Consider the following 26,395-nt stretch of genomic DNA (forward strand, 5'->3'; position numbering starts at 1 on the left):
CTTTTTTTTTATTAAAATTGAGCTTTAATGTTAAACCCGTAATCTTGGGTAGTTGGTAATGAACCAGTAACATATCCTTGAAGGTTACCTGAACTCAAACCTGCTTCTGGATCAGCATAAGGAATATTCTTGTCGATAATCCAAAGGTTAGAACCTGATACGCTAAACTGTAATCCAGTCATAAACGTATTTTCAAGGAATCTAGATGGCATAGTATAAGTAAGTGATACTTGACGTAACTTAATGTAACTAGCATCGTAAACAAATGCAGCAGCTGGTAAAGCAGCATATCCAAATGCGCTAAAGTTGTTTGCATCAGTTCTTGTTGTATTTGGAGAACCATCAGGGTTAACACCTGGGTTGATAAATCCACCACCATTGTCTAGTGAATTTCTCACTGGGTTTCCTAAATCGTTTGTATAAGAAGTATTTGCGTAAAGACCAGTCGCTTCACCATAGTATTGGTCAAGAGAGAAAAGGCTTCCACCTTCTTGGATATCAATTAAGAAACTAAAAGAGAAATCTTTATAAGTGAATGTGTTTGTAATACCAGCTAACCAGTCTGGGTTAGTATCTCCAAGAATGTTATTAGAGTTTGGAGACTTAAGGTATCTACCAGAGTCAGGATCTACAACTTTTTCACCATTCAAGTAAACGAAATCTTGTCCGTAAATTACACCGTAAGGCTGTCCTAATTCAGCGTTGATAGAAACACCACCTTGGAATCTTCCTAATTGTAGGTTTTTAATCCCATCAGGTAAAGCAACAACTTCACTCTTGTTTTGAGTCCAGTTTGCATTAATTGCCCAAGTAAAGTTATCATTCTTAACTGGCATAGCGTTTAATGATATTTCAACCCCCTTGTTTTCAATTTCACCTGCATTAAGCAATTTACCAGTATAACCAGTAGAAGCAGAAATTGGAACAGTTACAATTTGGTCTATAGAGTTCGATTTGTAGTAAGATACATCAAAACCTAATCTATTATCAGCAAATCTCATTTCTAAACCTGCCTCGTAACTCTTAGTAGTTTCTGGCTTAAGGTTTGCGTTGTTAGCTGTGTTAGGAATAGAGTTTCCTATGTCACCATTAATTGTATAAGTATCACGTAATCTATCAAATGGAGCACCGTTACCTACTTCTGCGTAGTTTAGGCGAAGTTTACCAAAGCTAATTGCGTTAACATCTAATATTTTGCTAAACACAAAACTAGTAGATACAGATGGGTAGTAGAATGAACTATTTTCTTCTGGTAGTGTAGAGAAACGGTCTCTTCTAATAGTACCATCTAAATAAACAACATTCGCAAATCCGAAAGATGCACTTGCGTAAACACCATCTACACCAACTTTCTCAGCGCGTTCAACTGGGTTAGGATTTGGAGAAGCTCCATTCTGTAAAGAATAAAGTCCTGGAACTACCAAACCACCAGCAGTAGAAGATGTTAATGAGTTAAACTCACTTCTTCTAATGTTAGTACCTAAGATACCAGCAAAGCTTAAGTTATCAGTAATATCGGTGTTGAAGTTGAACATTAAATCGTAGTTTGTTTCAACAGCAGTAATATCTCTTCTTAAGTAACCTGAATTAACATTTCCACGAGAAACACCAAAGTTAACGGCTCCAGAACCTACAGCTCTACGCTCTTCTTGTTGCTCATTGTAAGTATCAGTAGAAACTCTACCTGTTACATTTACCCAGTCAGCCAATTCGTAGTTTAACTCAAAGTTACCAATAAAACGGCTTCTTCCATCATTTTGGTAGTTTTCGTAACGTGTCCAATATGGGTTATCCCAGTAAAGTGGAGCTGCACCTGGAGTTGTACTGTTAGGGTTCCAAGTTACGTTTCTTTTTGTAGCAAAGTAAATATCTCTTTGAGCATTCAAGTCTGTACTGTTAGACCACCACTGCTTCATCATACCAACAACGTTATCTGTATAACCAGTAGAGTTACGTCCAAGGGCATCAGACTTAATATAGTTAGCAAATCCACTAGCAGTTAATTTTTCACTAACATCGTATGTTCCGCTAAAAATAAAGTTATGTCTATCTATCTGGCTATTTGGCATAAGACCTGATTGATCTAATTTAGTATAAGACATACGGTAGGAACCGCCTTCTAAACCATTAGAAATAGAGATAGAGTTTGTAAGTGTTACTGGAGTTTCAAAGAAAGAGATTGGGCCATTCTTTGCTGCAGTATAAGCAGTTTTCTTCAAGTAATTTGGTGAAGCTGGATCGAATGAATCCCACTTATAGATAAATAAGTTTGGATCGTAAGCTGGACCATAAGATGCATCATCTCCATAGTTCTCAATTTGATCATCAATACCATCACCATCAACGTCACCAAAAGTGAAGTAGTCACCATAACCAGGACCATAATCAGTTTGGTATTCAGCAAAAGTACTTTTGTCGATAAAACCAACAGTTGCATTACTATTAAGAGTAACACCTAATCCTTTTGCAGACTTACCTTTTTTGGTAGTAATAATAATTACCCCGTTTGCAGCACGTGAACCGTAAAGTGCAGATGCAGCAGCACCTTTAAGTACGTTAATACTTTCGATGTCGTCTGGGTTAATATCTGCAGCGGCATTACCGTAGTCATAATAGTTACCAGATGCTTGAGTTTGTCCAGCAGAGTTGGTATTTCTATTACTAATTGGCACACCATCAACAACGAATAAAGCTTGGTTATCTCCAGTTAAAGAAGTGTTACCTCTAATAACTACGTTAGTAGATCCACCAAAGTTGTTGTTTCTTCTAATCTGAAGACCAGAAACTTTACCAGAAAGGGCATTTGTAAAGTTATTCCCTTTTACAGTAGCAACATCGTCACCACCTACTTCCTGCGTAGAGTACCCAAGAGATTGTTTCTCACGAGATACACCAAGTGCAGTTACTACTACTTCATCCAGAGCAGATCCGGCTTGCATAGTAATATTCATGTTATTTGAAGCCCCAACAGCTACCTCTTGGGTTTCAAAACCTACATAACTATAAACGAGTGTTTGACCCACTGCTGCCTCAATGGTGTAATTACCATCAAAATCAGACTGTGTTCCGGTACTAGTACCCTTTATAATAATGTTAACTCCTGGAAGCGGGAGACCTGTGTCATCAGTCACCGTTCCGGAAATCGATTTTTCTTGTGCAACTGCGAGCTGCACAACTAACGCTAGTAAAAGCGTTAAAATTCCACTAAACTTTGTTTTCATTTTTTTGTTTGTTTGAATTAGCACCTCAAAAGTGCCAATAAAATCTTACAATTCCAACTTTTAATGGATGTAGATTCACAATTATTTAACTGAAAAGAATTTTTTATCAATGAAAAAATCATAGTCAAAAACCGATTTTTTTTCACAATCATCTGATTTTGTTACGCTTCGAAGCTTGCGCGAACACTAATAATAACATTAATGTGATAATTACGTGAGTCAAATTATTTTCACACACATTATTAACAATTTTGTTAAAACGACTATAAATTTGATTTTTTCCACTTTTTAACATAATAATGACCTTTTTCAGAAATTCGATATCGCATCAATTAAAAAACCTCAATTACTTCTTACAATAATTGAGGTTTCTAAATTTACAAGATCTACAACTTACTTGGAAGCTCCTTCTCCCTTGAAATTATGTGAGCTACTTTTAAAAAGGATATTGAAAGTTGTTAAACTTCCATAACAACGAGTAATATATTGCTGTAGATCAATTTTTAAACCTTCATCTAATTCTTTATTAGAATTAATCTTTTGCTCCATCACTCTAAGCCTATCTCGCAACATTACTATTTTATGAAAAAAAGTGTCTATTGGAATTTCCTTAGAACTTAAATTACTATCAGCCGGTTGTAAAACCATGGTACCTCCTTTCCACTTATCAGCAATAGGAACTATTTCACTTATGCCATTCCATTTTTTAAGAATTTCACGAAGACTTCTCTCTACTTCGTAAAAGCTAACAGAATCTACTTCATCTTCGGCAGCTTCAATTACTTCAAAATCACCATCAACATTAATTGTTTCTAAACCATTTTCTATAAAAGTTACCCAATACATTTTTGCAGTAACATTAGTAATAACTCCTTTTCCATAAGTGGGGTGGCTAATCCTTGAGCCAATTCCTAAAATTTGTTTCATTTATATGCTATTAATATGTTTTATCCAATTCGTAAAATTAAAAAATTAGATCGAAATTTTTTTTATAAATAACCCGCCTAAAATTAAAATCCACTTCGTTTTATGGAAGTGGATTTTAAAGTAATTATACCTTAATATATATAACATCTGTTAAATACATCTTATTCTTATTGATAATTATAAGCAATATTCACACATAATTACCATATTCTAAGAACCTTAATGTTACATTTAAGGTCCGAAACAAAAATATTTTCAAGAGAATAAAACTAATCTTAACAGATATAACATTTTTAGCTACAATTTAAAGTTTAGGTCTATGCTAAAAAAGCTCTGCATTCTTCTGCACATTTTCTACACGCTTCTGCACAATCTTTGCAGTGTTGCGTATCGTGTTTTGAACATTCATCAGCACACATATCACAAATTTTCGCACAGTATTTTACCAAGTCGTTTACATCAGTAAAATTCATTGCTAACAATTGGTTTAACGTACTACAAACCTCAGCGCAAACTCTATCCAATCGGATGCAGTCTACCATCATTTTTACGTTATCTTCGTCCAAACAGGCATCTGCACAAAAATTACAATGATTGATACAGTTGCCAAGGGCGTGAATTAATTTTTGATTTTTCATAGTAATTGATTTTTAATGAATTACAATTTACCAATTCAACAAACCCTATTATATTAAAGAAATAATAAATTAATGTAAAAACTATCAATCCCTATTGATGATCTTCGATAACTTTCGGATCGCGGTATTTACAGCAACCCATTAGACCTTCATAAGCTTCATCTGTAGCTGTTATGTCTTGTGTGTCGTGACCACTATCTGCAATGCTTTGTTGAATGGTGTTTAAATCTGTCTTCTTTTCATTGTAAATTAAATTCAATTCATGTGTATTTACATCCCAGGTAGCCATTTTAACACCTTTAGCTTGAATTGAAGCTTTTTCAATACGTTCTTTACACATGCCACAAACTCCATCTACTTCAATAGTGGCTTTTGCGTTTTTGTTTTGAGCAAAACCTGTTGCTCCTATAAACATAACTCCTAGAATTAAAAGTACTTTTTGCATAATATTCGAATTTTAATAATTAATAAATTGTTTGTTTGTTACTTTAAATTAATTGAAATAATCACTTCCTTAAAAAATAATAAAAGGATTAAATTAGTTAAGCCTATACCTTAGGCCCGCGTAATACGAACTTCCAAAAATCGGTCCATACACATAGGTTGTATCAAAACTTGCTCCAAAAGGATCATCACTTCCAATAATTGGGTTTTCTTGCTTAACATTTGTCAAGTTTTCACCCCCCACATACACCTCAAAACTATTTGAAAAAACTTTAGTTATTTGTGCGTTTACCGTTGATAGGCTTGAAGAAAACTCTGAGAGACCAATGGTATTTAGATAAGTTGCAGACGAAGCAAAACGTTGTTCCCCAATATAGTTATAGGTTGCATCAAACTTCCAGTTTCCTCCCTTTGTATTTAATTTAGTTTCATACGAAGCATTTGCGAAAAACCTGTGATTTGGCGTTAACGGATTCTGTTTTTTACCACTTAAATAGGTGGTTTTTACATCGTAATACTTATAGGCTAAACGCATATCAAAGCGTTCGAACATATTATAATTGAATTCTGCTTGAAAGTTGTTTGAATAACTCTCACCATCTAAATTATAGAAATTGATTTCTGTAGGAATTTCCCAATCAACCACTATCTGATTTTCAAAATCTGTTCTATAAAAATCAACTGTTATATCTCCTCTTCTATTGAACAAATTAAATCCTTGCATAAACGAGATTCCATAATTCCAAGCAATTTCAGGGTCAAGTCCATATATTTTACCCGAATTACCTAATACATTTAAATTACGTGAGGTAGCGAAAAGACTTTGATTTTCAGTAAAAATATTTGCACTACGTTTACCTCTTCCCGCAGAAACACGAATAGCAGACTTGTCCCAAGGCGTATAGCGCAAGTGGAAACGAGGCGTAACAAACGCGCCAAGTCTATTATGAATATCTCCTCTAATCCCAAGGCTATAACTTAAGTTGCTAGAATTATCAAAGTTGTATTCAAAAAATGCACCTACTGAATTTTCAACTCGGCTGTAGTTTTCTGTTAAAACTAATTCTTCGTAACTATCATAAGTTCCGCTAAGTCCAGTTTTAATTTTATGCCTAGAATCACTTATTATTGAGTTGTATGTTAATTGCGAATACAAACTATTATGTTGAATATTGTAATCGTTTAACCCAAAATAAGACTCTTGATCGTGGTGGCTATACGCTATTTGTATTCCACCTGAACGCCAAGGTATATCGGGGTTAACGAATCCAACTTTACCTGAAACATCAAATCGCTGTGTTTTAATTTCGCTCCCCCAAGCATTTGTTGTTCCACGGTCTGTTTTGGGATCAAAATTCACCTGACCAGTTTGTTTTTCATCATTCAAATACCTCACGTTAAAAAAGCCAACATAGCCATTTTCTTGATCGGTGTATTGCCAACGATTCATAACGTTTACTTGTTGCATTAATGGAGCATCAATAAAAGAATCGTTGTTTTTATCAAAATCATAATCACGCATATTACCGTGAATATATAATCCCGTACTCCATCTATTAGTTACTTGGGTATTTAAATGAGTGTTTAATTCAACCCTTCCATTTCCAGAGCCATAAGCATTTACAAAAAGCTTATCATCTGTTAACGGTTTTTGAAGTTCAGCATTAATTTGTCCAGCAATACTTTCATAACCATTTACTACGCTTCCCGCACCTTTAGTTATTTGTATACTTTCCACCCAAGTGCCCGGAATGAAACTCAAGCCATAAGTTTGAGACGCGCCGCGAATACTAGGTACGTTTTCGGTTGTAATTAAAATATACGGACTTGTGAGCCCTAACATCTTAATCTGTTTTGTTCCTGAAATCGCATCTGCAAAATTTACATCTATAGAAGGGTTTGTTTCAAAACTTTCCGCAAGATTACAACAAGCTGCTTTTAATAATTCAGCACTACTTACATTGATCACGTTTTGAGACTGTAAAAAAGATCGTGAGCTCGCCTTTTTACGGGCTGTAATTGTTACTTCATCTAAATTTGCTTTAGAAGTAAGCGTATGTTTTATTCTCTTTGTAGAATTAACCGTAATTGTATCGGTTTTATACCCAACAAAACTCACTACCATTTTTTTGTATTCTGGCTTGTATTCAATTTCAAAATTTCCATCAAAATCTGTAACCGCACCTACTGAAGTATTTAACCAATATACATTGGCTCCAGCCACTGGCACCTCTTTATTATTGATGTTTTCGGTTATTATTCCGTTTAATTTTTCCTGCGAAAAAATTGAGAGCGGAAATAAAAGGGCTATTAATATTAATCTATAGCTTTTCATATAATAGTATAAGTGTTTGTTTTAAACCTAAAACGAAAGCCTATTTCTAAATTTGATATTCGTTCTACGCTTTAAAGTTTTTTTATTTTATTTAATCAATTTTAGCAGCGCGCAATCTAAGGGCGTTGGTAATAACTGAAACCGAACTAAAACTCATAGCTAAGGCCGCAATCATTGGAGACAACAGGATTCCAAAGACAGGGAATAACACCCCCGCTGCAACTGGAACACCTAGCGTGTTGTAAATCATTGCAAAAAACAAATTCTGTTTAATGTTTCTCATTACCTTTTCACTTAGTTGAAACGCTTTTACAATGCCGTGTAAATCCCCTTTAACTAAAGTAACTCCTGCGCTTTCTATAGCTACATCGGTTCCCGTTCCCATCGCAATTCCCACATCGCTTTGGGCCAAAGCAGGAGCATCGTTAATTCCGTCACCTGCCATTGCAACCTTTTTACCTTTAGCTTGTAGTTCTTCTACTGCTTTAAGTTTGTCTTGAGGTAGCATTTCTGCCTTAAAATCTTTTAGATTTAACTCCGAAGCAACCGCCTGCGCCGTATCGTGATTATCGCCAGTAAGCATAATAACCTCAATTCCTTTTTCTTGAAGATCAGCAATAGCTTTTTTACTAGTTTCCTTTATTTTATCAGAAATAACAACATAACCAACTACATTGCCTTCTACTGAAAGCATTGGAACAGTTTTACCTTTTTTCTGTTCTTCTGAAATATTAGCTTGAAGAGAATTAGAAATTTTCGCACCAGCCTCTTCCATCATCTTTTCATTTCCAAGTGCCACCTTTTTACCATTGATAAATCCGGTAACACCTTTTCCTGTAACTGAATTAAAGTCTGTAGTTTTAAAACCACTTGCTTCTATATTTACTTTTTTCTCTTTTCCATATTTAACAGTGGCATCAGCAAGAGGGTGCTCACTATTTTGATTGAGTGATACTATATATTGAAGCACCTCATCTTCAGAATAACCTTCAGACGAACCTACTTTTTCTACCGAGGGCTTTCCTTCTGTAATTGTCCCAGTTTTATCAATGATTAACACATCAATTTTATTAAGCGCTTCAAGAGATTCGGCATTTTTAATAAGTACTCCATTTTGAGCTCCTTTCCCAACTCCTACCATTACAGACATTGGGGTAGCAAGTCCTAGAGCACACGGACATGCGATAATTAAAACCGCAATTGCATTCACCAACGCATACACATAAGAAGGTTCCGGACCAATTAATGCCCAAACCACAAAAGTGATGATGGCAATTAAAACAACTATTGGTACAAACCAACCCGATATTTTATCTGCTAATTTTTGAATTGGAGCACGGCTCATACTGGCTTTATTAACCATATCGATAATCTGAGAAAGCAAAGTATCGCTACCAATTTTTTCTGCTTTCATAACAAAGGTCTGCTTCCCATTTATGGTTCCAGAGCTTACTTGGTCACCAACAGTTTTAGTTACAGGCACAGGTTCTCCGGTTATCATCGATTCGTCTATCGAACTTTCGCCTTCAATAATACTACCATCTACAGGGATTTTTTCGCCGGGTTTTACTCGAAGTTTATCTCCTAGTTGAATATCATCTATCGCAATTGTTTCTTCTACACCATCCACAACTCTTACAGCTTTATTAGGCGCGAGTTTCAATAATTCCTTAACTGCAGAATTTGTGCGGTTATGAGCCCGAGCTTCTAGTACTTGCCCCATTAACACCAAAGTAAGAATTACAGCAGCCGACTCGAAGTAAACGTGAACGCTTCCCGATTCAGTTTTAAATTGTACTGGGAAGAAATCTGGAAACAACATTCCGAAAACACTGAAAATCCAAGCGACACCTGCACCAATACCAATTAAGGTAAACATGTTTAAGTTCCACGTTTTTATAGACCTATAAGCGCGTTCAAAAAACATCCAAGTAGCATAAAACACTACAGGAATAGACAAGACAAATTGAACCCAATTCCAATTTCTCATTGGCATCCAATCATACAACGGATTGTTAGGGATCATTTCTGACATTGCGATAATAAATATTGGAATTGTAAAAGCAACAGCAATCCAGAATTTTCTAAGCAATTTTTTATAACCACTATCATCTGCAGTTTCATCTGCAGAATTACTTGCCATAGGCACTAAATCCATTCCGCAAACGGGGCAATCGCCAGGCTTATCGTAGGTTTTGTCACCTTCGCAGTGCATTGGGCAATAAAAAGTTCCTGACTTGCTTTGGCTTGCTCTTCTTTCTTCTTTTCGCTCTTGGTGTCTAGCAGCGGCTTCTGTATCGCCTTTTACAGCAATACTATAACTTCCTCCATCTTCCTCGAAAGCCTTTTCAAAAACTTTTAGAGGAACCTGTTTTGTCATTTCAATTACAGCTTCTCCTTTTTCTAAGTTTACCGAAGCCTTCTCGACTCCTTCAATTTTATTTAAAGTCTGTTCTACATGAGTTCTACAGCCTTCGCAAGTCATCCCGTGAATTTGATAATTCTCTTTAACAGCAGCTATTTTACTTGGCTGAGCTACTAAATGCATGCCACAAACAGGGCAATCTCCCGGCTTATCATATGTTTTATCACCTTCGCAGTGCATTGGGCAATAATAAACATTAGAACTGCTTATAGTGTGTTCTTGTGGCTTTTTATCATCCTCATGCAAAACCTTTTTTTCAGCTTTATTAGGAGAAGAAATCTTGTATCTATCTCCATCTGATTCCAAAGCATTCTCAAAAACTTTAAGCGGAATATGCTGCTCCATTTCAATCACGGCTTCCCCTTTTTCGAGGTCCACAGATGCCTTTGAAACACCATCAACATTATTGAGTATCTTTTCCACGTGACTTCTACAACCATTACAGGTCATTCCGTCTATAGTATATTTATGTGTCATTTTTGTTTGATTTTAAATCTATAACTAAGTATATCACTGTTTTAAAAGTATTAAACAGCAAAACCCATATTCCAAGTTAATGAAATATAAGCACAAATAGATTTAAGGTATCAAATTAAGTAGGTCTCGTATAGAACGTTTAAATCCCGTTCGAGAAATGGCGGATTGTATTCCGCATAGAAGATTTTTTGAAAAGAAGTTATATCAACTTCTTGAAGAACAAACACCGAAACAAATGAAGCGACAAAGGTTTTGTTTAACTCAACATCAAAAGATGCCTTTGTAAAATTTTCGTCCGTTTGTATTTTAGTTATATGGTTATCGCAACAGTCTGGGGCCTCAGAAGCTAACTTTTCCATCTCGCAATAAGAGTCGGGAGATTCTGCATCCATTCCGCAGGAAAGCTGTTTTTCGACTAATGTAACCTCAGAAGTGATTTCCATACCGCCGCAAAAATGTTGGGCATAAGCTATCCCAGTACTGCTAGCAAGCATCAGTATAGACAAAAATATGGATATCAATTTTTTCATTGCGAAGCAAAAGTACAAAAAAAAAGCCTTCCGAAATATTGGAAGGCTTTTTTGTAATTAGTTAATTTCGGAATCAACCCTACCACATTTCAGCATCTTATCACCGAAATAAGGATTTAGAATATTTTTACCACTGCTAATCCAGGCAGCACCTTTATTATTGAAAGCCATTGGGCAATATTGCTTGTAAAGTGTACCAGACGCTAATGCTCCTTCTAGCATCCCTTCAATCCCTGCAGTAAGAGTTTCAAAATGCTCACGTTGTACATTAACATCCTCTGTTGCAGCCATAGTAGCAACTGCTGTTTGAGTAGCTTCACTTACTTCCACTTCCTTAAAAAGAACTTCAAGTTTAGAGGACTCTGTAGCTGTTTTTTTAGCATCGGTGTTCACTAACGCTTCTTGAACTTCAATATATTGATCAAAAATAGCTTCTACATTAGGATCGTTGAATTCAGCTTCTCTTTCTGAAATTTCATAAACTTCTTTTTCAGAAGCAGTATTATCTACAGTAACTACTTCAGGTTCTTCCACCTTTTTCTCATTGTCTTTACAAGACGTAAATGCAATAGCTATAAATGCTAAAACTACAAAAGATAACTTTTTCATAATTATTTTTAAATTTAAGTTGCAAATATATTAATTTCAATTTGAATTGTACTTATGAAAATAAAGGGCTGGAAGTAATATCAATAGAAATAATGGTTGAATTAAAAAACGACGTACATAGAAAAGCACAAAATGACTCGATGTTCCTTCTGAAGTGTAGATTATTGTACTGAATACAATCATTAGGACCACGAAAAGTATTGCATAAAGAAGCGATGAAATTTTAATTACCTCCCAATTCCTAAATAGTAGGGATATAATTCCTAGTGAAATAACTGAGTTTAGTATAAACCGAAAGGCTGTACTTGCATACAACGAAAGCACATCCATTTCAGGAAGAGGCGCGGTTTTATAATCGGATTTAAAAAAACTCAAGAGAGGATCATAAAAAAGTGCGTCTTCAAAAGCGCGAATTAGCACTAACAAGGAAGTGAAAATTACAACTAATAATACCCTTATTAACTTACTCACTTTGCAAGATTTGATTTCGGATTCACATTTAACAATCGCACCCATAGTATCCACAACATAAATACGAAACCATAAATTATTCCAGGAAAAACTACGGCGTGAAGCACATTTTCATATTCGGGAAATTTATAAAGCGCTACGGTTAAAATGGCTATTCGAATTATGTTTATAATGTAAATTAATACTGCACCTGCAAAGATATAAAGAATGGTTTTTTTGAACTTTTCTGCAAATGCAATTATAAAGGCTACAAAAAGTATAATTACACTCACCGAGTTACAACCTTCTACAATATTTACGGTATATCTCCCGTCTATTGTCAACAACATCCCTTCTACGCTTTGCGCTGGATTTAAATACGCTACGTAACCAAAAGTATTCAATACAGCAACACTCTGTTTAGCGACAAGATGTGTTAAATAATCAGGGTAAAAAGAACCGTTTTTAGACAAATTCAAATAAACTGAATACAGAATTGCTAGCAACAAATATGTTCCGATAAATAGACCTACAAAGCGCACCACTGATTTGTATTTAAACAAGAGTTCCTTCACCGGTTAGTTTTTAAAAATTTGAAAGTTACGGTTTATTTTTTAGTGCAATTTTAACAAAAATACATTATTTGTTCTTGGTGATTAACGAGCATTTTAAAATACTTTTGTCTAATCATATTAGACACTATAAAACTATGCCATTTTCAGAGTTAAAACCAAAAATAAAAACAATTCTAGCTAATGATGCTGTGAGTACAAATGAGCGCCTAAATCATGTTTGCGAATTACTACAATCAACTGTAAAATATTACGATTGGGTTGGGTTTTATTTTGCAAATGAAGCCGAAAAAACACTTCACTTAAAAGCATTTGCAGGCGAACCAACAGATCATACAGTTATACCTTTTGGAAAAGGGATTTGCGGACAAGTAGCCGTTAGCAACCAAAATTTTGTAGTACCAGACGTAAAAGCACAAGACAATTATATAGCTTGTAGCATTACCGTAAAAGCTGAAATTGTAATTCCACTTTTTAAAGATGGTAAAAACATTGGTCAGATAGACATCGACTCTAATACTGCAGACCCATTTACTGAAGCAGACGAGAAGTTTTTAGAATGGGTGAACGAAAAAGTGGCGGCGATACTCTAGTAGCAACCACTGAATAAATTCTAGAACTGAATGTACTAATACTTAACAAATTCCAAAGGCATAATAAATTGCTTTTGGAATTTTGATTTTAATATGATACTTCTGCAAATCGCAATGTTCTACATTCCTGTTCTAATTGCTTCAACTGGATCTAATCTCGATGCTGAAATAGCAGGAAGTATTCCAGATATTAAACCTATAGCTGCACTTATAGCAGTACCGATAAGCATATTCCAGGGTGAGAGCACAAATTCAAAATCGCCTGTAAATTGCGATGCCAAGATCGAAACTATAAATACTAAGAACAACCCTATCAAACCGCCTATTACAGCTAAGATTATAGCTTCAAACAAAAACTGGAATAGGATAAATTTATTTTTAGCTCCAAGTGACTTTTGAATTCCAATTAAATTGGTTCGTTCTTTTACACTCACAAACATAATGTTTGCAATTCCAAAACCTCCGACTAATAATGAAAACCCACTGATTATTAACCCAATAAGGTTCATACTTCCTGTAATATTGTCTATTAAATCGGCAAAGCCTTGAAGTTGATTAATAAAAAAAGTACTAACCTCATCTGGTTTTATACCACGTTTTAATCGAAGTTGTTGGGTTAACATTGCAATAAACTCGGCATTGTCAACTCCTTTTTCTGGTTTTACTACAATTTGCGGGAAAGTATTTTTGTTATTATCGCCAAATATTCGTCTAACAATATTTACTGGAATCCAAACAGAAGTATCTTTTGAATTCCCAAATAAACCAGCCCCTTCTTTTTCTAAAACTCCAATTACATTAAATCTTCGGCCGTAAATTCTCACTTCTTTTCCAATGGCATTAGCAGCATCTCCAAAAAGTTGGTTCGCAATTTCATCACCTAAAACCACAACCATAGAGCCGCTATTAGATTCTGCAGCATTAAAAAACCTTCCTTGGCCAAGCTTGAGTGCTTCAATGTCGTAATAGGTTTCTGTAACCGCACCAATCGGCACATTATCTACCTGATTGCTTTCAGACTTTATACTTTCGTTTGGCACACCTAATGTAAAGGATGCAGCTTCTAAATTTGGAGTATTTCGTTCGATGTATTGAAATTCGTCGTAAGTAACATCTGGAAACTGTTGCCATTTCCAACGGGGGATTTCGGTAGGCCCAAAACTAAAACGCATTATGATGATTGTACTATTATCTAATCCACTCATGCTCCCCTCTATCTCCCGTTTTAGAGAATCTACTGCTGCAAGTACAGCTATAATCGAAAAAATTCCAATAGTTACTCCAACTAAAGACAAAAAAGTCCGCAATTTATTGTTCCGAAGTGCATTTAATGCGAAGTTGAAACTTTCCTTTAAAACGCGAAGATATATTAGCATTAAGATTTTAAATTAGCGATTGGCGATTTCGTTTTCGACCTGGTTGATAAATTTATTAAAAGTAAGACGTTTTCTCATTGTATATGTTACAAATTTACTATTCAATTATGTACTTTTGCACCTTAATTTTTAGCAATGAACAATTCCAAGAAAATCAAGTCAGCTTTAATCTCTGTTTTTAGCAAAGAAGGACTAGCTCCAATCGTAAAAAAGTTACATGAACAAAATGTAAAAATTTACTCAACTGGAGGTACCGAAAAATTCATTAACGATTTAGGCATCGATGTAGTTGCCGTTGAAAATATAACCGATTATCCTTCAATTCTTGGAGGCCGTGTAAAAACATTACACCCAAAAGTTTTTGGAGGAATTTTAAACCGACAAGATAACGAGAGTGATGTTGCGGAAATGGAAAAATTTAACATTCCACAGTTGGATGCTGTTATTGTTGATTTATACCCTTTTGAAAAAACTGTTGCTTCTGGAGCGTCAGAAGAAGAGATAATTGAAAAAATTGACATTGGTGGTATTTCGTTAATTCGTGCAGCAGCTAAAAACTTTAATGACACTATTTGTGTATCTTCAGTTGATGATTACGCTGAGTTTTTAGAATTAATTTCAGCAAACGATGGAGAAATTTCACTTAAAGATCGCAAGCGTTTTGCTGCAAAATCATTTAATATTTCTTCAAATTACGACACTGCTATTTTTAATTATTTCAATTCAGAAGAAAACATAGCAGCGTTTAAGATAAGTGAAACTAAAGGGCAGGAATTACGTTACGGCGAAAACCCACATCAAAAAGGATTTTTCTTCGGAGATTTTGACGAAATGTTCACTAAACTTCACGGTAAGGAATTGAGCTACAACAACCTCCTGGATGTTGATGCCGCAGTAAACCTTATGAACGAATTTAAAGGCGAAGCACCAACTTTTGCTATTCTTAAACATAACAACGCCTGTGGAATTGCACAACGTGACACTGTAAAAGAAGCTTACTTAGATGCATTGGCAGGTGATCCTGTTTCGGCTTTCGGGGGAATTTTAATCAGTAATGTTGAAATTGACGAAGCTACAGCTAATGAAATTCACAGTCTTTTTTGTGAAGTAGTAATTGCTCCTTCTTACTCAAAACCAGCTCAAGAAATTTTAGAAGGAAAGAAGAATAGAATTTTATTAATTCAAAAAGAAATTGAACTACCTTCAAAAACTGTAAGAACTTGTTTGAACGGAGTTTTAGTTCAAGATAAAGACAATATTACCGATACTGCTGATATTTTAACACATTCGACTAACAATAAACCTAGTTCATCTGAGTTAGAAGACTTGTTGTTTGCTTCTAAAATATGCAAGCACACTAAGAGTAATACAATTGTCTTAGCAAAAGGAAAACAACTTTGCGCTAGTGGAACCGGACAAACGAGCCGTGTAGATGCATTAAGGCAGGCAATTGACAAAGCAAAGTCGTTTAATTTTGAACTTGAAGGAGCTGTCATGGCGAGTGACGCATTTTTCCCTTTCCCCGATTGTGTGGAAATTGCAGACAATGCAGGTATTACTGCAGTAATTCAGCCTGGAGGTTCTATTAAAGATCAACTAAGTATTGATTATTGTAATGAGCATAATATGGCAATGGTATTTACAGGAACACGTCATTTTAAGCATTAAAAAATCATTACATTTGTTAACATAAAGTACAACAGCTTAATATACAACACCGCTAATTAAAAACTATGGGATTTTTTGACTTCCTAACTGAAGAAATAGCCATTGACCTTGGTACCGCGAACACACTGATAATTCATAATGACAAAGTAGTTGTGGATGCACCATCTATAGTTGCCCGCGATCGCACTACTGGGAAAATAATTGCGGTAGGTCGTGAAGCCGCTATGATGCAGGGGAAAACGCACGAAAACATCAAGACAATCCGTCCTTTAAAAGATGGTGTAATTGCAGATTTTGACGCGAGTGAAAAGATGATAAATATGTTTATCAGCGATATTCCTGCTCTAAAAAAGAGATGGATTAAACCTTCATTGCGAATGGTTGTTTGTATTCCAAGTGGTATTACTGAAGTGGAAATGCGGGCGGTAAAAGAGAGTGCCGAAAGAGTAAACGGAAAAGAGGTTTACTTAATCCACGAACCTATGGCTGCAGCAATTGGTATTGGTGTTGATATCATGCAACCAAAAGGAAACATGGTTGTGGATATAGGAGGTGGTACAACAGAAATTGCAGTTATTGCCCTAGGAGGTATTGTTTGCGACAAATCTGTTAAAATTGCTGGTGATGTATTTACTAACGATATCGTATATTATATGCGAACTCAGCATAACCTATATGTAGGTGAACGCACCGCTGAAAAGATAAAAATTCAGATTGGTGCTGCCACTGAAGATCTTGAGCTTCCACCAGACGAAATGGACGTTCAAGGACGTGATTTGTTAACTGGAAAACCAAAACAAGTACAAACTTCATATAGAGAAATTGCAAAAGCATTAGACAAGTCTATTCTACGTATAGAAGATGCTGTAATGGAGACATTATCACAAACTCCACCAGAACTTGCTGCCGACATTTACAACACAGGTATTTACCTTGCAGGTGGTGGTTCAATGCTACGCGGATTAGATAAAAGACTTTCACAAAAAACTGATTTACCAGTTTATATCGCTGAAGATCCTTTACGCGCAGTAGTACGTGGAACAGGTATATGTTTGAAGAATCTTAATAAATTCAAAAGTGTACTTATAAAATAATTTTCAAAAAGCGATTAATCAAAAACAATAGCATACTGTTTATGGCGTTGCTACCATTAGAAAGCAGAATATTTTAACCTATTAAGCAATGCAGCAAATAATATTTTTCTTTATACGGAATAAAAACTTCCTGTTATTTGCTGTATTGTTCATTATTGCCCTTGCTTTAACGATTCAATCTCACAATTACCACAACAACAAATTCATAAGTTCCGCAAACGTTGTAACAGGTGGAGTCTATACTGTGAGAAATAATATTACAGATTACTTTACGCTAGCTAAGGAAAACGAAGATTTATTACAAGAGAATTTAATGCTCCGCAAAAAGCTAAGTCAATACAATGAATTGAACTTAGCCCCTACTTTAGATAGCGGTAATATCATTAACAAATTTGAGTATTATTCTGCACGAGTAATAAACAATAACTATTCGAAAACTAAAAACCAACTTACCCTAGATAGCGGTAGAAGAGATAGTATTAAAAGAGATTATGGCGTTATTTCTTCAAAAGGAATAGTAGGGATTGTAAGCGATGTTTCAACCAACTATTCTACGGTTCAATCTATTTTGAATACCAAAAGTAGAATTAACGCTAAATTAAAAAAATCCAGTCATTTTGGATCACTTATTTGGAATACAAAAGACCCAAACACAGCCCAGTTAATTGATATCCCAAGAATTGCAGACATTGAAAAGGGAGATACAATTATCACAGGTGGACGATCAACTATTTTTCCCGAAGGTGTACTGATTGGATCCGTGAAGGATTTTCACCTAGACAATGACGATAATTATTATTACATAAACATCGATTTATTTAATGATATGACGAGTCTTGAGCACGTATTTTTAATTAAAAATAATGATGCAATAGAGATCAATGAGCTAGAAAAAAGTGTGGAAAATGCAGAGTAACGATATATTAATTAACATAGTAAGGTTTATAGTGCTTGTTTTTGTACAAGTGCTACTGCTTAATAATATTAATTTAGGTGGTCACATCAATCCATTTCTTTATATCTATTTTATTCTATTGTTTCCACTGGATGGCAATAAAAGCTTATTAATTTTTTTAAGTTTTCTTTTAGGTCTTTCTATCGATATTTTTGAAGATTCAGGTGGTGTTCATGCGGCTGCATCAGCCTTTATTGCATACATTCGTCCGTTTGTTTTGAAGTATTCATTTGGGGTAAGCTACGAATACAAATCTGTGAAAATTAAAAAAGCAGATACAACAGAGAAAATTACTTATTTCACTTCGTTAGTATTAATGCATCATTTTGTTATGTTTTCACTAGAAATATTTAGTTTTAAACATATACCATTGTTATTAAAATCTACGTTATTTTCAGGAATATTTACAATAATCTTGACAATGTGTACATTGATTTTGTTCAATAGAAAATCGAAATGAGAAAAGTTGTACTTATAGCATTAGTTTTATTAAGTGGTGTACTTTTCACGGCTAGACTTTTTTATCTGCAAGTATTAGATTCTTCTCCAGAATCTCTTGAGCAAAATAGCGCTATTAAAGTGATGTATGATTATCCGCAACGCGGGTATATATTTGATCGCAATGAAAGTCTCTTAGTTTCCAATCAACCATCGTACGATGTTATGGTTATTCCTAGAGATGTAAAGCCATTAGATACTTTAGAATTTTGTAAACTTTTAAAGATTTCTAAAGAAGATTTTAAAGAAGTACTACGTAAGGCTGAAATATACTCTCCGAGGTTACCTTCGGTAGTTGTTCCACAATTAAATAAAGCCGATTACGCTTCCCTTTCAGAAAAAATGTACAAGTATGAAGGCTTTTACATTCAGCGTCGCTCCCTTCGCGATTACCAAGTAAAACACTCTGCTAACGTTCTAGGGTATATTGCTGAAGTAAACAACGCAATTATTAAAAAGAATCCCTATTACCAAATGGGGGAACTAATTGGAACCGCTGGTGTTGAAAAAGAATACGAGGAAGTATTACGCGGTGTAAAAGGGGTAAAATACATCCAAAGAGATCGCTTTAACAGAGATATTGGCCCTTATAAAGACGGAGTATTCGACACAATTCCAGAAAGAGGTAAAGACATACAACTTACTATAGATGCAGCACTTCAGAAGTATGGTGAGGAATTAATGGTTAACAAAAGAGGTGGTATAGTTGCTATTGAGCCAGATACTGGTGAAATCCTTGCTCTTGTTACAGCACCTAGTTACGATCCATCGCTAATGGTAGGAAGAGACCGATCGAAAAACTTTACGAAATTATGGTATGATACCATTGCAAAACCTTTATACGATAGAGGTTTAATGGGTGAATATCCACCAGGATCTCCCTTTAAGGCATTAACAGCACTTATAGCACTTCAGGAAAATGTAACCACAGAAGACGACCGAATAAACTGTCCTGGAGGGTACTATTACAATGGAAGACGCTTGATGAAATGTCACGGAGCTCACGGCGCCACAAGTATGGTATATGGTATTGCCAAATCTTGTAATACTTATTTTGCAACCCTTTATCGCAGATCTGTTGACAACTACGCTACCATTCAAGAAGGTACCGATAAATGGAAAGAACATTTAGCAAGTTTTGGACTTGGTAACTTCCTAGGTTACGACCTTCCTAGTGGAAAGAGAGGACTTATTCCAGATTCAGAATTTTATAATCGCTTTTATAATTTTCCAAAGTACAGATGGTTTTCAACTGCTACCATTTCAAACTCTATTGGTCAAGGTGAAATTAACCTAACACCAATTCAAATGGCAAACTTTACAGCTGCCATTGCAAACCGAGGGTGGTATTATACGCCCCACGTAATTAAAAACATAATTGGAACCGATACCATTCCACAAAAATTCAAAGAAAAACACCATACAACCATTGATCCTAAGCATTTTGAACCTGTGGTTGAAGGAATGTATCAAGTGTACGAATCGGGAACAGCATCATATCTTAGAATACCAGGAATAGAAATATGCGGTAAAACAGGTACAGCCGAAAACTTTACCAGGATCGATGGAAAACGAGTACAACTTACGGACCACTCTATTTTTGTGGCATTTGCACCCAAAGACAACCCTAAAATAGCTTTAGCTGTATTTGTAGAAAACGGATATTGGGGTTCACGTTGGGCAGGTAGAATCGCTGGGCTAATGATTGAAAAATATATTAAAGGTGAAATAACTAGAAAGGATATGGAGAAATATATCCTTGAAGGTAGTTTAGAGGATGAATATGCTAAGCCGTATAGCGGGAAACCATTTACAATTAACAGATAATGTCTGCAGCTAAAACATATATGAAATTTGACTGGCTGATGATCTTTATTTTCATCGCCTTAGTTTCAATGGGCTGGATTAATATTTACTCCGCATCGCTCAGTGATTCTGCTCAGGGATATTTTGATTTTAAGCAGATTTACGGCAAGCAAATGATTTGGATAGGATTGAGTTTTATACTTATCATTTTCATTTTAGCAATAGAATCAAAATTTTATGAAAATTACGCCAGTATTATTTATATAGCTTCGTTACTTTCCCTTGCTGGGCTTTTTGTATTTGGACGTACTATAGCCGGAACAACCGCTTGGTATGACTTTGGAGGTTTCAGCATCCAACCTAGTGAATTTGCCAAAGCAGCTACGGGTTTAGCACTTGCTAAATACGTTAGTGACATTCAAACCAATATGCAAGAGTTAAAGCATCAAATAAGGGCATTTATTATTCTAGCTCTTCCTGTTATATTAATTATACTACAACCAGACCCTGGAAGTGTATTAGTGTATGCGGCATTTGTCTTTCCATTATACAGAGAAGGATTACACGGAGTTTATTTATTACTAGGACTTTTTGCTACTGTTATTTTTGTTTCTACACTAGCGTTTGGAGCAGTTTGGGCGGCAGTAGCGGTTATAATAATTGCTGGAGTAGTCTATTACAGAAATAGAAAAAAACGTCCAAACATTTTAAAATTTATAATGATTGTGGTTGCTTGTATTGGGTTTGCATTTTCAGTGAGCTATATCTTTAATAACGTATTTAAACAACACCATAGAGACCGCTTTAATATAGTACTTGGTAAGGAAGTGGATTCACGAGGAATTGGATACAATACCAACCAAAGTGAAATTGCAATTTCGAATGGTGGATGGCTAGGAAAAGGCTGGACACAGGGCACACAAACGAAAGGAAATTTTGTGCCTGAACAGCATACCGACTACATTTTTAGTACGGTTGGTGAAGAGTGGGGATTTGTTGGTAGTATGATTGTAGTCCTTTTATTTGTTGGCCTTATTCTCAGAATTATTTACAAAGCTGAAAAACAGAAAAATCAATTCGGAAGGGTTTATGGCTACAGTGTAGCAGCCATTATCTTTCTTCACTTTTTTGTGAATATAGGAATGGTTACTGGTATATTCCCAACCGTTGGTATTCCACTCCCCTTCTTTAGTTACGGAGGATCTGGACTATGGGGCTTTACTATTTTACTTTTTATATTTGTAAAGCTAGATGCAGCCAACTATTACTACACCTAACAGAGTTGAAGATTAGATTTTTCTGCTAACCGGAAAACTTTTATAACTACTTCTTTCCCCAAACTTTTAAATCAATCATAATTTCCATTTTATCTTCGATAGAATCAGGCAAAGCAGGAAAGAAATCTATACCCGTTTTAGCTTCTATTTCGTCGATAGAAACTACATATTCATAAAAAGATTTGTCGCTAGGTTCGTTAGGTATTAAAAAAGCTATTGCTTTATGATGGCCATTTGTAACATCTACAACAATTTTATAAAACTCATTAGGAACTGAAACATTTTCATGCCCAATCGTTTCCATATTTCCATTTAAAACACCTCCGGTTACCACATAAAGTCCGTCGTTCTTATCCGCCCAATACCGAACTTTTTGTTCTAAACGATTCCAAATTCCAGCATTAAATTCGCGGTTTTGAGGACTCACATTACTGGTTAAAAAAGTTTCATTATAAGCTTCAAAGGACATTTTTCTATCACCTGCAGGAACTAAATGCCCTCTATCATAACCTGAGTTTTTGTAATTGCGCCAGTCTGCTGATGTTGTTTTCACCTTATGGTCAATTTCAAAATAAGGTCTTTTGAAATCATTGTTTGATAGGTCGCTTTTACTAAGTTCATAGGCTACCCATTCTGCCTGTTCATGATCTTCAGAATAGGAAAGCGTGAAATAATTGTGCTTTACTGTAGCTCCAGTAGTAGATTCTGGAAGAAATGAGTCATCAAATTCTTTAGAATTTCTAACAACTTGTGTTGATGTATCTGAAATAATATTATTATTCCCATCAAAGATATCGTCTGAATAGTACAATACTACGGTAAGAATAATTATAACTATAGGATAAATGTATTTTCGATTCATGGGTCAAAAATACTATTAACTTATAATCTTTAAAAGTTTCAATTGTTTATTCTATGAGTTTGAGTTTTAGTGTATAACATTAATTTCTCACATCCATAGCATCTCTTAATGCATTTCCGATAAGCATAAAAGCTGTAACCAAGCTCATAATTGCCAGGCCAGGAATTAAGGCTAAATAAGGTTTTCCTAAAATAATATAGGCGTAATGATCTTTTATAATTCCTCCCCAGCTTGGCATTGGTGGCTGAGCGCCAATGCCTAAAAACGAAAGGCCACTTTCTATTAAGATTGCTCCCGCAAAATTGGCTGCAGAAATTATAATAACGGGCGCCATACTATTGGGCAAAATATGTTTTACAATAATTCTGAAGTCATTATAACCAAGTGCTCGAGCAGCAGTTACATATTGCATCTTTTTTACCCCCATTACCTGCCCTCTAACCACTCTTGCAACTTCTACCCACATTGTGAGCCCTACAGCGATAAAAACCTGCCAAAAACCTTTGCCAAGAGCTAAGGTGATAGCTATCACTAACAGTAACGTTGGTATAGACCAAGTAACATTGATTACCCACATAATTGCTGCATCCACTTTCCCTCCAAAATACCCAGCAATTGCGCCCAATGTAATTCCAATTACCAAGGAAATAAAGACAGCAACAAACCCTATGGCAAGCGAGATTCGAATTCCAATTAACATTCGGCTTAGCAAATCACGGCCATATTTATCTGTTCCGAGATAGAATTTTTTTTCTGAAATGTATTTGTTAGGAATTTCCTTCACCGAAGAAACATTGGGAAAGAGCGATACTGAATATTCCTTTTGAAGTCCATCAGTGCCATCAGGAGTATATTCGGTTATTTCAATAATATTAGATTTTATAGAGTAATTTGAAATTGGAATTTCAGAATTTGCATTCTTTTCACCAAAAAAGAAAACCGAGATTGGATTTTGATCTTCTAAGGCAACAGGAATTGTAAGCATTTGCACTGAAAAACCAGGATTTTTAGAATGAATAGACAAGTGCATCTGATTGGCATTTTGTGAATTATCCGGCGCCAATGCGTAAGCGAATATGGCTATTAATACACAAACCATTAAAAACCCTAAACTGAAAACGCCCCAGAAGTTCTTTTTAAACTTCTGAAGCGCTATTTGTGTTAATGAGGTTGAGTTTTTCACGTTTCAAATTTACTGAAAATTTTAGGTGAATGGCCATAAAAAAACCTACAAGGTTTTTGATATCTTGTAGGTTTTAAATCTGCCTTCTGGAAATACTAGAAAGTACTAGTTTTTTATATCAGCTACTTTTTTAGCTTTTATATTATTAAGCTTTAAATCTTCTAACACATGGATAGCTTCTTCAACATAAATATCTTTACTTAAACTTTTATGCCATCTCTTACGTTTTTCTGAAAGCGTTGTATCTTGTTTCATCAATTCAACTTCATAAGGCAAAGATTTAAAAGTTAGTTTATTATCATACTTATCAATTGCATCAAAACGTTTACTTACTTCTTTACGCTTTTCAATTTCGGCAGTATAATCATTAAAGTTAAGGTTTACTTCCTTTTCGTCTCTGCGCTCCTTAATCCATTTCGCATTTTCATCTATTAGTTGCAACTGCTCATTTTTAGCCATTCTAGCTTTACTGTTTTCAATGGTTTCTTGAAAGCCAATATAGCCATCCCAAATGTTATACTTAGCAGCATCAATCTTATCGTAAGGTAGTGGGTTTGGGTAATCTCGCTCCCCTATATCGATATAGCTGTAACGATCTGGCATAACAACATCACTATTTACACCTTCCAATTGTGTTGAACCACCATTAACTCGGTAGAATTTTTGTGATGTAATTTTTATAGCTCCTAAGTCTCCTACATCATTGTTTCTAACCCATTGGTTTAGGTCAACGACATTTTGCACAGTACCTTTTCCGTATGTTTGTTTACTACCAATTACAATAGCTCTTTTATAATCCTGCATAGCAGCAGCTAAAATTTCTGAGGCTGATGCAGAGAGTTCATTTACTAAAATTACTAAAGGTCCGTCCCATACAATTTCGTTGCTTTCATCTTCTAAAACCTCTTTTTTTCCTGCTGAAGAAACCTGAACAATCGGTCCTTTCTTTATAAATAACCCAGCAATATCCACAGCCGTTCTCAATGATCCACCACCGTTATTTCGAAGGTCTAAAACAAGTCCTTCCATTCCTTGTTCTTTTAAACGAAGAATTTCTTTTTTAACATCAGAGGCAGCATTGCGCTCTTTATAGTTGTCCATATCAAAATAAAACTGAGGCAAGTTGACCAGTCCGAATTTGCGACCGTTATTTTCTATATATGAAGATTTAGCATAAGTTTCTTCAAGTTCAACTACATCGCGAGTAATAACTTTATCTGAAATAGTTCCATCAACATTTTTTACTGTAAGAGTAACTTTAGTCCCTTTTGGACCTTTAATTAGTTTTACAGCATCATCGATACGCATTCCAACAATGCTAACAGATTCATTTTCTCCTTCTTGTTTAACTTTAAGGATAGCATCACCAACTTCAATTTGCTCACTTCTCCAAGCTGGTCCTCCACTTATAACCTCGATTACCGTTATATAATCATTTTTCTTTTGAAGTCTAGCCCCAATTCCTTCCAGTTTTCCAGACATTTGAAGGTCGAAACGATCTTTATCTGGTGGTGCGAAATAGTTACTATGTGGGTCAAATTCTTCAACAATAGTATTTAGATAAATTGCAAAGTAATCTTTACGCACAAGGTCTTTTGTGAAATCGAAATATTCGTCTAATGATGTTTTTGCAGTTTCTCGAGCTTTTTGTTCTAGCTCAGCCATAGATTTTGGCTCGAATGGCTCTTCAGAAGTTTCACTCGATTTTTCATCATTTTCGTCATCATTATCTTCTACTTCCGCATTATCATCGCTATCGGACTTCTCTAAAGCTTTTTGTTTAGTTTTTTGCTCTTCAACATAGTCGTAGTAGCTAGAAAGTGTAGTGAACTTTAACTGCTGTTCCCAACGAGCTTTTAAATCTTTTGTTGACGTAGCATATTCGATATTGTCGTAATCTACATTGATAGTTTCTTTTATATCAAAATTGAAAGGTGTTTCTAAAACTTTAGGGTAAATTTTCTTCACATCTTCCATTCGTTCTTGGAAGCGATTATATACTAAATTGAAAAAAGATAAATCTTTATTCTTTATTTGATCATCAATTTGAGTTTTGTACTTACTGAACTCTTCAATATCTGAAGCTAAAAAGTATCTTTTTAAAGGATCAAGCCCTTTAATGAAGTTATCAAAAACATCAGCCGAAAAAGTATCGTCAATAGCTTTAGGATCATAGTGCCCTTTTTCAAGAACATAAGTTATAAGATCGAGTAGTAATTTATCTTTATCCGGGTTTTCAAATTCTTTAGTAGTGAAACTGCAAGAGGCAACAGAAACAAAAACTGCCAAAAATAAAACTTTAAAATTCTTCTTCATTATCCGCATAGTAAGGGTGTTAATTTAAGAGTGTCTAAATTATATAAAAAACCGTGCCATTAAACTATTTTGCTACTAATATTTTGTTAAACAGCCGTTATTTAATGAGAAACAAGGATTCTTATTTCAAATTTAATAA

General features: G+C 35.0%; 21 protein-coding genes. 7 read left to right on the forward strand and 14 right to left on the reverse strand.

All coding sequences use genetic code 11. From position 1 onward, the window contains the following. Nucleotides 1–11: 11 nt before the first annotated feature. From RT250_RS01480 to xrtF, 10 genes are all read right to left on the reverse strand, one after another. The gene (locus tag RT250_RS01480; protein ID WP_313111486.1) at nt 12–3,221 is read right to left on the reverse strand and encodes a SusC/RagA family TonB-linked outer membrane protein; all 3,210 of its coding nucleotides are present in this window, start codon (nt 3,219–3,221) and stop codon (nt 12–14) included. Nucleotides 3,222–3,614: 393 nt separating this feature from the next. Beyond that, on the reverse strand, nt 3,615–4,148 hold the full coding sequence (locus RT250_RS01485; RefSeq protein ID WP_313111488.1) for a DUF8685 domain-containing protein: 534 nt from the start codon (nt 4,146–4,148) through the stop codon (nt 3,615–3,617). Nucleotides 4,149–4,465: 317 nt separating this feature from the next. After that, complete coding sequence (locus tag RT250_RS01490; protein WP_313111490.1) at nt 4,466–4,786, reverse strand: four-helix bundle copper-binding protein; 321 nt, start codon at nt 4,784–4,786, stop codon at nt 4,466–4,468. Between the two features lie 91 nt (nt 4,787–4,877). Further along, entirely contained in the window at nt 4,878–5,231 is a 354-nt protein-coding gene (locus tag RT250_RS01495) for a heavy-metal-associated domain-containing protein (protein ID WP_313111492.1), read from the reverse strand. Between the two features lie 93 nt (nt 5,232–5,324). After that, nucleotides 5,325–7,565, reverse strand: a complete 2,241-nt coding sequence (locus RT250_RS01500; protein ID WP_313111494.1) for a TonB-dependent receptor — start codon at nt 7,563–7,565, stop codon at nt 5,325–5,327. A gap of 91 nt (nt 7,566–7,656) precedes the next feature. Further along, complete coding sequence (locus RT250_RS01505; RefSeq protein WP_313111496.1) at nt 7,657–10,467, reverse strand: heavy metal translocating P-type ATPase; 2,811 nt, start codon at nt 10,465–10,467, stop codon at nt 7,657–7,659. A gap of 110 nt (nt 10,468–10,577) precedes the next feature. After that, nucleotides 10,578–10,997 (reverse strand): HYC_CC_PP family protein, encoded by a 420-nt coding sequence (locus tag RT250_RS01510; protein WP_313111498.1) that lies wholly within the window; start codon nt 10,995–10,997, stop codon nt 10,578–10,580. A 57-nt stretch (nt 10,998–11,054) separates the two neighbouring features. Then, nucleotides 11,055–11,606: a DUF3347 domain-containing protein gene (locus RT250_RS01515; protein WP_313111500.1), complete on the reverse strand. Its 552-nt coding sequence runs from the start codon at nt 11,604–11,606 to the stop codon at nt 11,055–11,057. Nucleotides 11,607–11,642: 36 nt separating this feature from the next. After that, on the reverse strand, nt 11,643–12,077 hold the full coding sequence (locus tag RT250_RS01520) for an exosortase F system-associated membrane protein (RefSeq protein WP_313111502.1): 435 nt from the start codon (nt 12,075–12,077) through the stop codon (nt 11,643–11,645). Then, nucleotides 12,074–12,631, reverse strand: a complete 558-nt coding sequence (gene xrtF / locus RT250_RS01525; RefSeq protein ID WP_313111504.1) for an exosortase family protein XrtF — start codon at nt 12,629–12,631, stop codon at nt 12,074–12,076. Before xrtF ends, RT250_RS01520 begins: the two co-directional genes overlap by 4 nt. 134 nt (nt 12,632–12,765) lie before the next feature. On the opposite strand from xrtF, the gene RT250_RS01530 reads away from it, so the two are divergent. Next, the gene (locus RT250_RS01530) at nt 12,766–13,221 is read left to right on the forward strand and encodes a GAF domain-containing protein (RefSeq protein ID WP_313111506.1); all 456 of its coding nucleotides are present in this window, start codon (nt 12,766–12,768) and stop codon (nt 13,219–13,221) included. A 119-nt stretch (nt 13,222–13,340) separates the two neighbouring features. Here the strand turns inward: RT250_RS01530 and RT250_RS01535 are convergent, their stop codons facing one another. Beyond that, nucleotides 13,341–14,597, reverse strand: coding sequence for an ABC transporter permease (locus RT250_RS01535; protein ID WP_313111508.1), 1,257 nt, complete (start codon nt 14,595–14,597; stop codon nt 13,341–13,343). Nucleotides 14,598–14,732: 135 nt separating this feature from the next. On the opposite strand from RT250_RS01535, the gene purH reads away from it, so the two are divergent. The 6 genes from purH (at nt 14,733) to rodA (ending at nt 21,895) form a co-directional block, all read left to right on the forward strand. Further along, nucleotides 14,733–16,265 (forward strand): bifunctional phosphoribosylaminoimidazolecarboxamide formyltransferase/IMP cyclohydrolase, encoded by a 1,533-nt coding sequence (gene purH / locus RT250_RS01540; RefSeq protein ID WP_313111510.1) that lies wholly within the window; start codon nt 14,733–14,735, stop codon nt 16,263–16,265. Nucleotides 16,266–16,330: 65 nt separating this feature from the next. Beyond that, complete coding sequence (locus tag RT250_RS01545; protein WP_313111511.1) at nt 16,331–17,359, forward strand: rod shape-determining protein; 1,029 nt, start codon at nt 16,331–16,333, stop codon at nt 17,357–17,359. An 88-nt stretch (nt 17,360–17,447) separates the two neighbouring features. Then, entirely contained in the window at nt 17,448–18,275 is an 828-nt protein-coding gene (mreC, locus tag RT250_RS01550; protein WP_313111513.1) for a rod shape-determining protein MreC, read from the forward strand. Beyond that, nucleotides 18,265–18,774: a rod shape-determining protein MreD gene (gene mreD / locus RT250_RS01555; protein ID WP_313111515.1), complete on the forward strand. Its 510-nt coding sequence runs from the start codon at nt 18,265–18,267 to the stop codon at nt 18,772–18,774. The genes mreC and mreD overlap by 11 nt, the downstream gene beginning before the upstream one ends. Further along, nucleotides 18,771–20,639 (forward strand): penicillin-binding protein 2, encoded by a 1,869-nt coding sequence (mrdA, locus tag RT250_RS01560; protein WP_313111517.1) that lies wholly within the window; start codon nt 18,771–18,773, stop codon nt 20,637–20,639. Before mreD ends, mrdA begins: the two co-directional genes overlap by 4 nt. A 20-nt stretch (nt 20,640–20,659) precedes the next feature. Next, entirely contained in the window at nt 20,660–21,895 is a 1,236-nt protein-coding gene (gene rodA, locus RT250_RS01565) for a rod shape-determining protein RodA (protein WP_313111519.1), read from the forward strand. Between the two features lie 46 nt (nt 21,896–21,941). On the opposite strand, the gene RT250_RS01570 is transcribed toward rodA, so the two are convergent. The 3 genes from RT250_RS01570 to RT250_RS01580 form a co-directional block, all read right to left on the reverse strand. Next, a complete protein-coding gene (locus RT250_RS01570; protein ID WP_313111521.1) occupies nt 21,942–22,757 on the reverse strand; it encodes a DNA/RNA non-specific endonuclease in 816 nt (271 codons plus the stop codon). Between the two features lie 79 nt (nt 22,758–22,836). Beyond that, entirely contained in the window at nt 22,837–23,940 is a 1,104-nt protein-coding gene (locus tag RT250_RS01575; protein ID WP_313111522.1) for an ABC transporter permease, read from the reverse strand. Between the two features lie 105 nt (nt 23,941–24,045). After that, on the reverse strand, nt 24,046–26,256 hold the full coding sequence (locus RT250_RS01580; protein WP_313111524.1) for a carboxy terminal-processing peptidase: 2,211 nt from the start codon (nt 26,254–26,256) through the stop codon (nt 24,046–24,048). Nucleotides 26,257–26,395 lie beyond the last annotated feature (139 nt).

Origin of the sequence: Aequorivita sediminis, from assembly GCF_032080575.2 — a bacterium.
GTDB classification, from domain to species: Bacteria; Bacteroidota; Bacteroidia; order Flavobacteriales; family Flavobacteriaceae; genus Aequorivita; species Aequorivita sediminis.

Bases quoted from the DNA above. Each gene is read 5' to 3' on its own strand.
- RT250_RS01545 (WP_313111511.1), top strand. From the start codon at position 16,331: ATGGGATTTTTTGACTTCCTAACTGAAGAAATAGCCATTGACCTTGGT.
- RT250_RS01495 (WP_313111492.1), bottom strand. From the start codon at position 5,231: ATGCAAAAAGTACTTTTAATTCTAGGAGTTATGTTTATAGGAGCAACA.
- RT250_RS01490 (WP_313111490.1), bottom strand. From the start codon at position 4,786: ATGAAAAATCAAAAATTAATTCACGCCCTTGGCAACTGTATCAATCAT.
- RT250_RS01480 (WP_313111486.1), bottom strand. From the start codon at position 3,221: ATGAAAACAAAGTTTAGTGGAATTTTAACGCTTTTACTAGCGTTAGTT.
- RT250_RS01580 (WP_313111524.1), bottom strand. From the start codon at position 26,256: ATGAAGAAGAATTTTAAAGTTTTATTTTTGGCAGTTTTTGTTTCTGTT.
- RT250_RS01515 (WP_313111500.1), bottom strand. From the start codon at position 11,606: ATGAAAAAGTTATCTTTTGTAGTTTTAGCATTTATAGCTATTGCATTT.
- RT250_RS01570 (WP_313111521.1), bottom strand. From the start codon at position 22,757: ATGAATCGAAAATACATTTATCCTATAGTTATAATTATTCTTACCGTA.
- purH (WP_313111510.1), top strand. From the start codon at position 14,733: ATGAACAATTCCAAGAAAATCAAGTCAGCTTTAATCTCTGTTTTTAGC.
- RT250_RS01500 (WP_313111494.1), bottom strand. From the start codon at position 7,565: ATGAAAAGCTATAGATTAATATTAATAGCCCTTTTATTTCCGCTCTCA.
- RT250_RS01535 (WP_313111508.1), bottom strand. From the start codon at position 14,597: ATGCTAATATATCTTCGCGTTTTAAAGGAAAGTTTCAACTTCGCATTA.
- RT250_RS01485 (WP_313111488.1), bottom strand. From the start codon at position 4,148: ATGAAACAAATTTTAGGAATTGGCTCAAGGATTAGCCACCCCACTTAT.
- RT250_RS01530 (WP_313111506.1), top strand. From the start codon at position 12,766: ATGCCATTTTCAGAGTTAAAACCAAAAATAAAAACAATTCTAGCTAAT.
- rodA (WP_313111519.1), top strand. From the start codon at position 20,660: ATGAAATTTGACTGGCTGATGATCTTTATTTTCATCGCCTTAGTTTCA.
- mreC (WP_313111513.1), top strand. From the start codon at position 17,448: ATGCAGCAAATAATATTTTTCTTTATACGGAATAAAAACTTCCTGTTA.
- mrdA (WP_313111517.1), top strand. From the start codon at position 18,771: ATGAGAAAAGTTGTACTTATAGCATTAGTTTTATTAAGTGGTGTACTT.
- RT250_RS01505 (WP_313111496.1), bottom strand. From the start codon at position 10,467: ATGACACATAAATATACTATAGACGGAATGACCTGTAATGGTTGTAGA.
- mreD (WP_313111515.1), top strand. From the start codon at position 18,265: ATGCAGAGTAACGATATATTAATTAACATAGTAAGGTTTATAGTGCTT.
- RT250_RS01510 (WP_313111498.1), bottom strand. From the start codon at position 10,997: ATGAAAAAATTGATATCCATATTTTTGTCTATACTGATGCTTGCTAGC.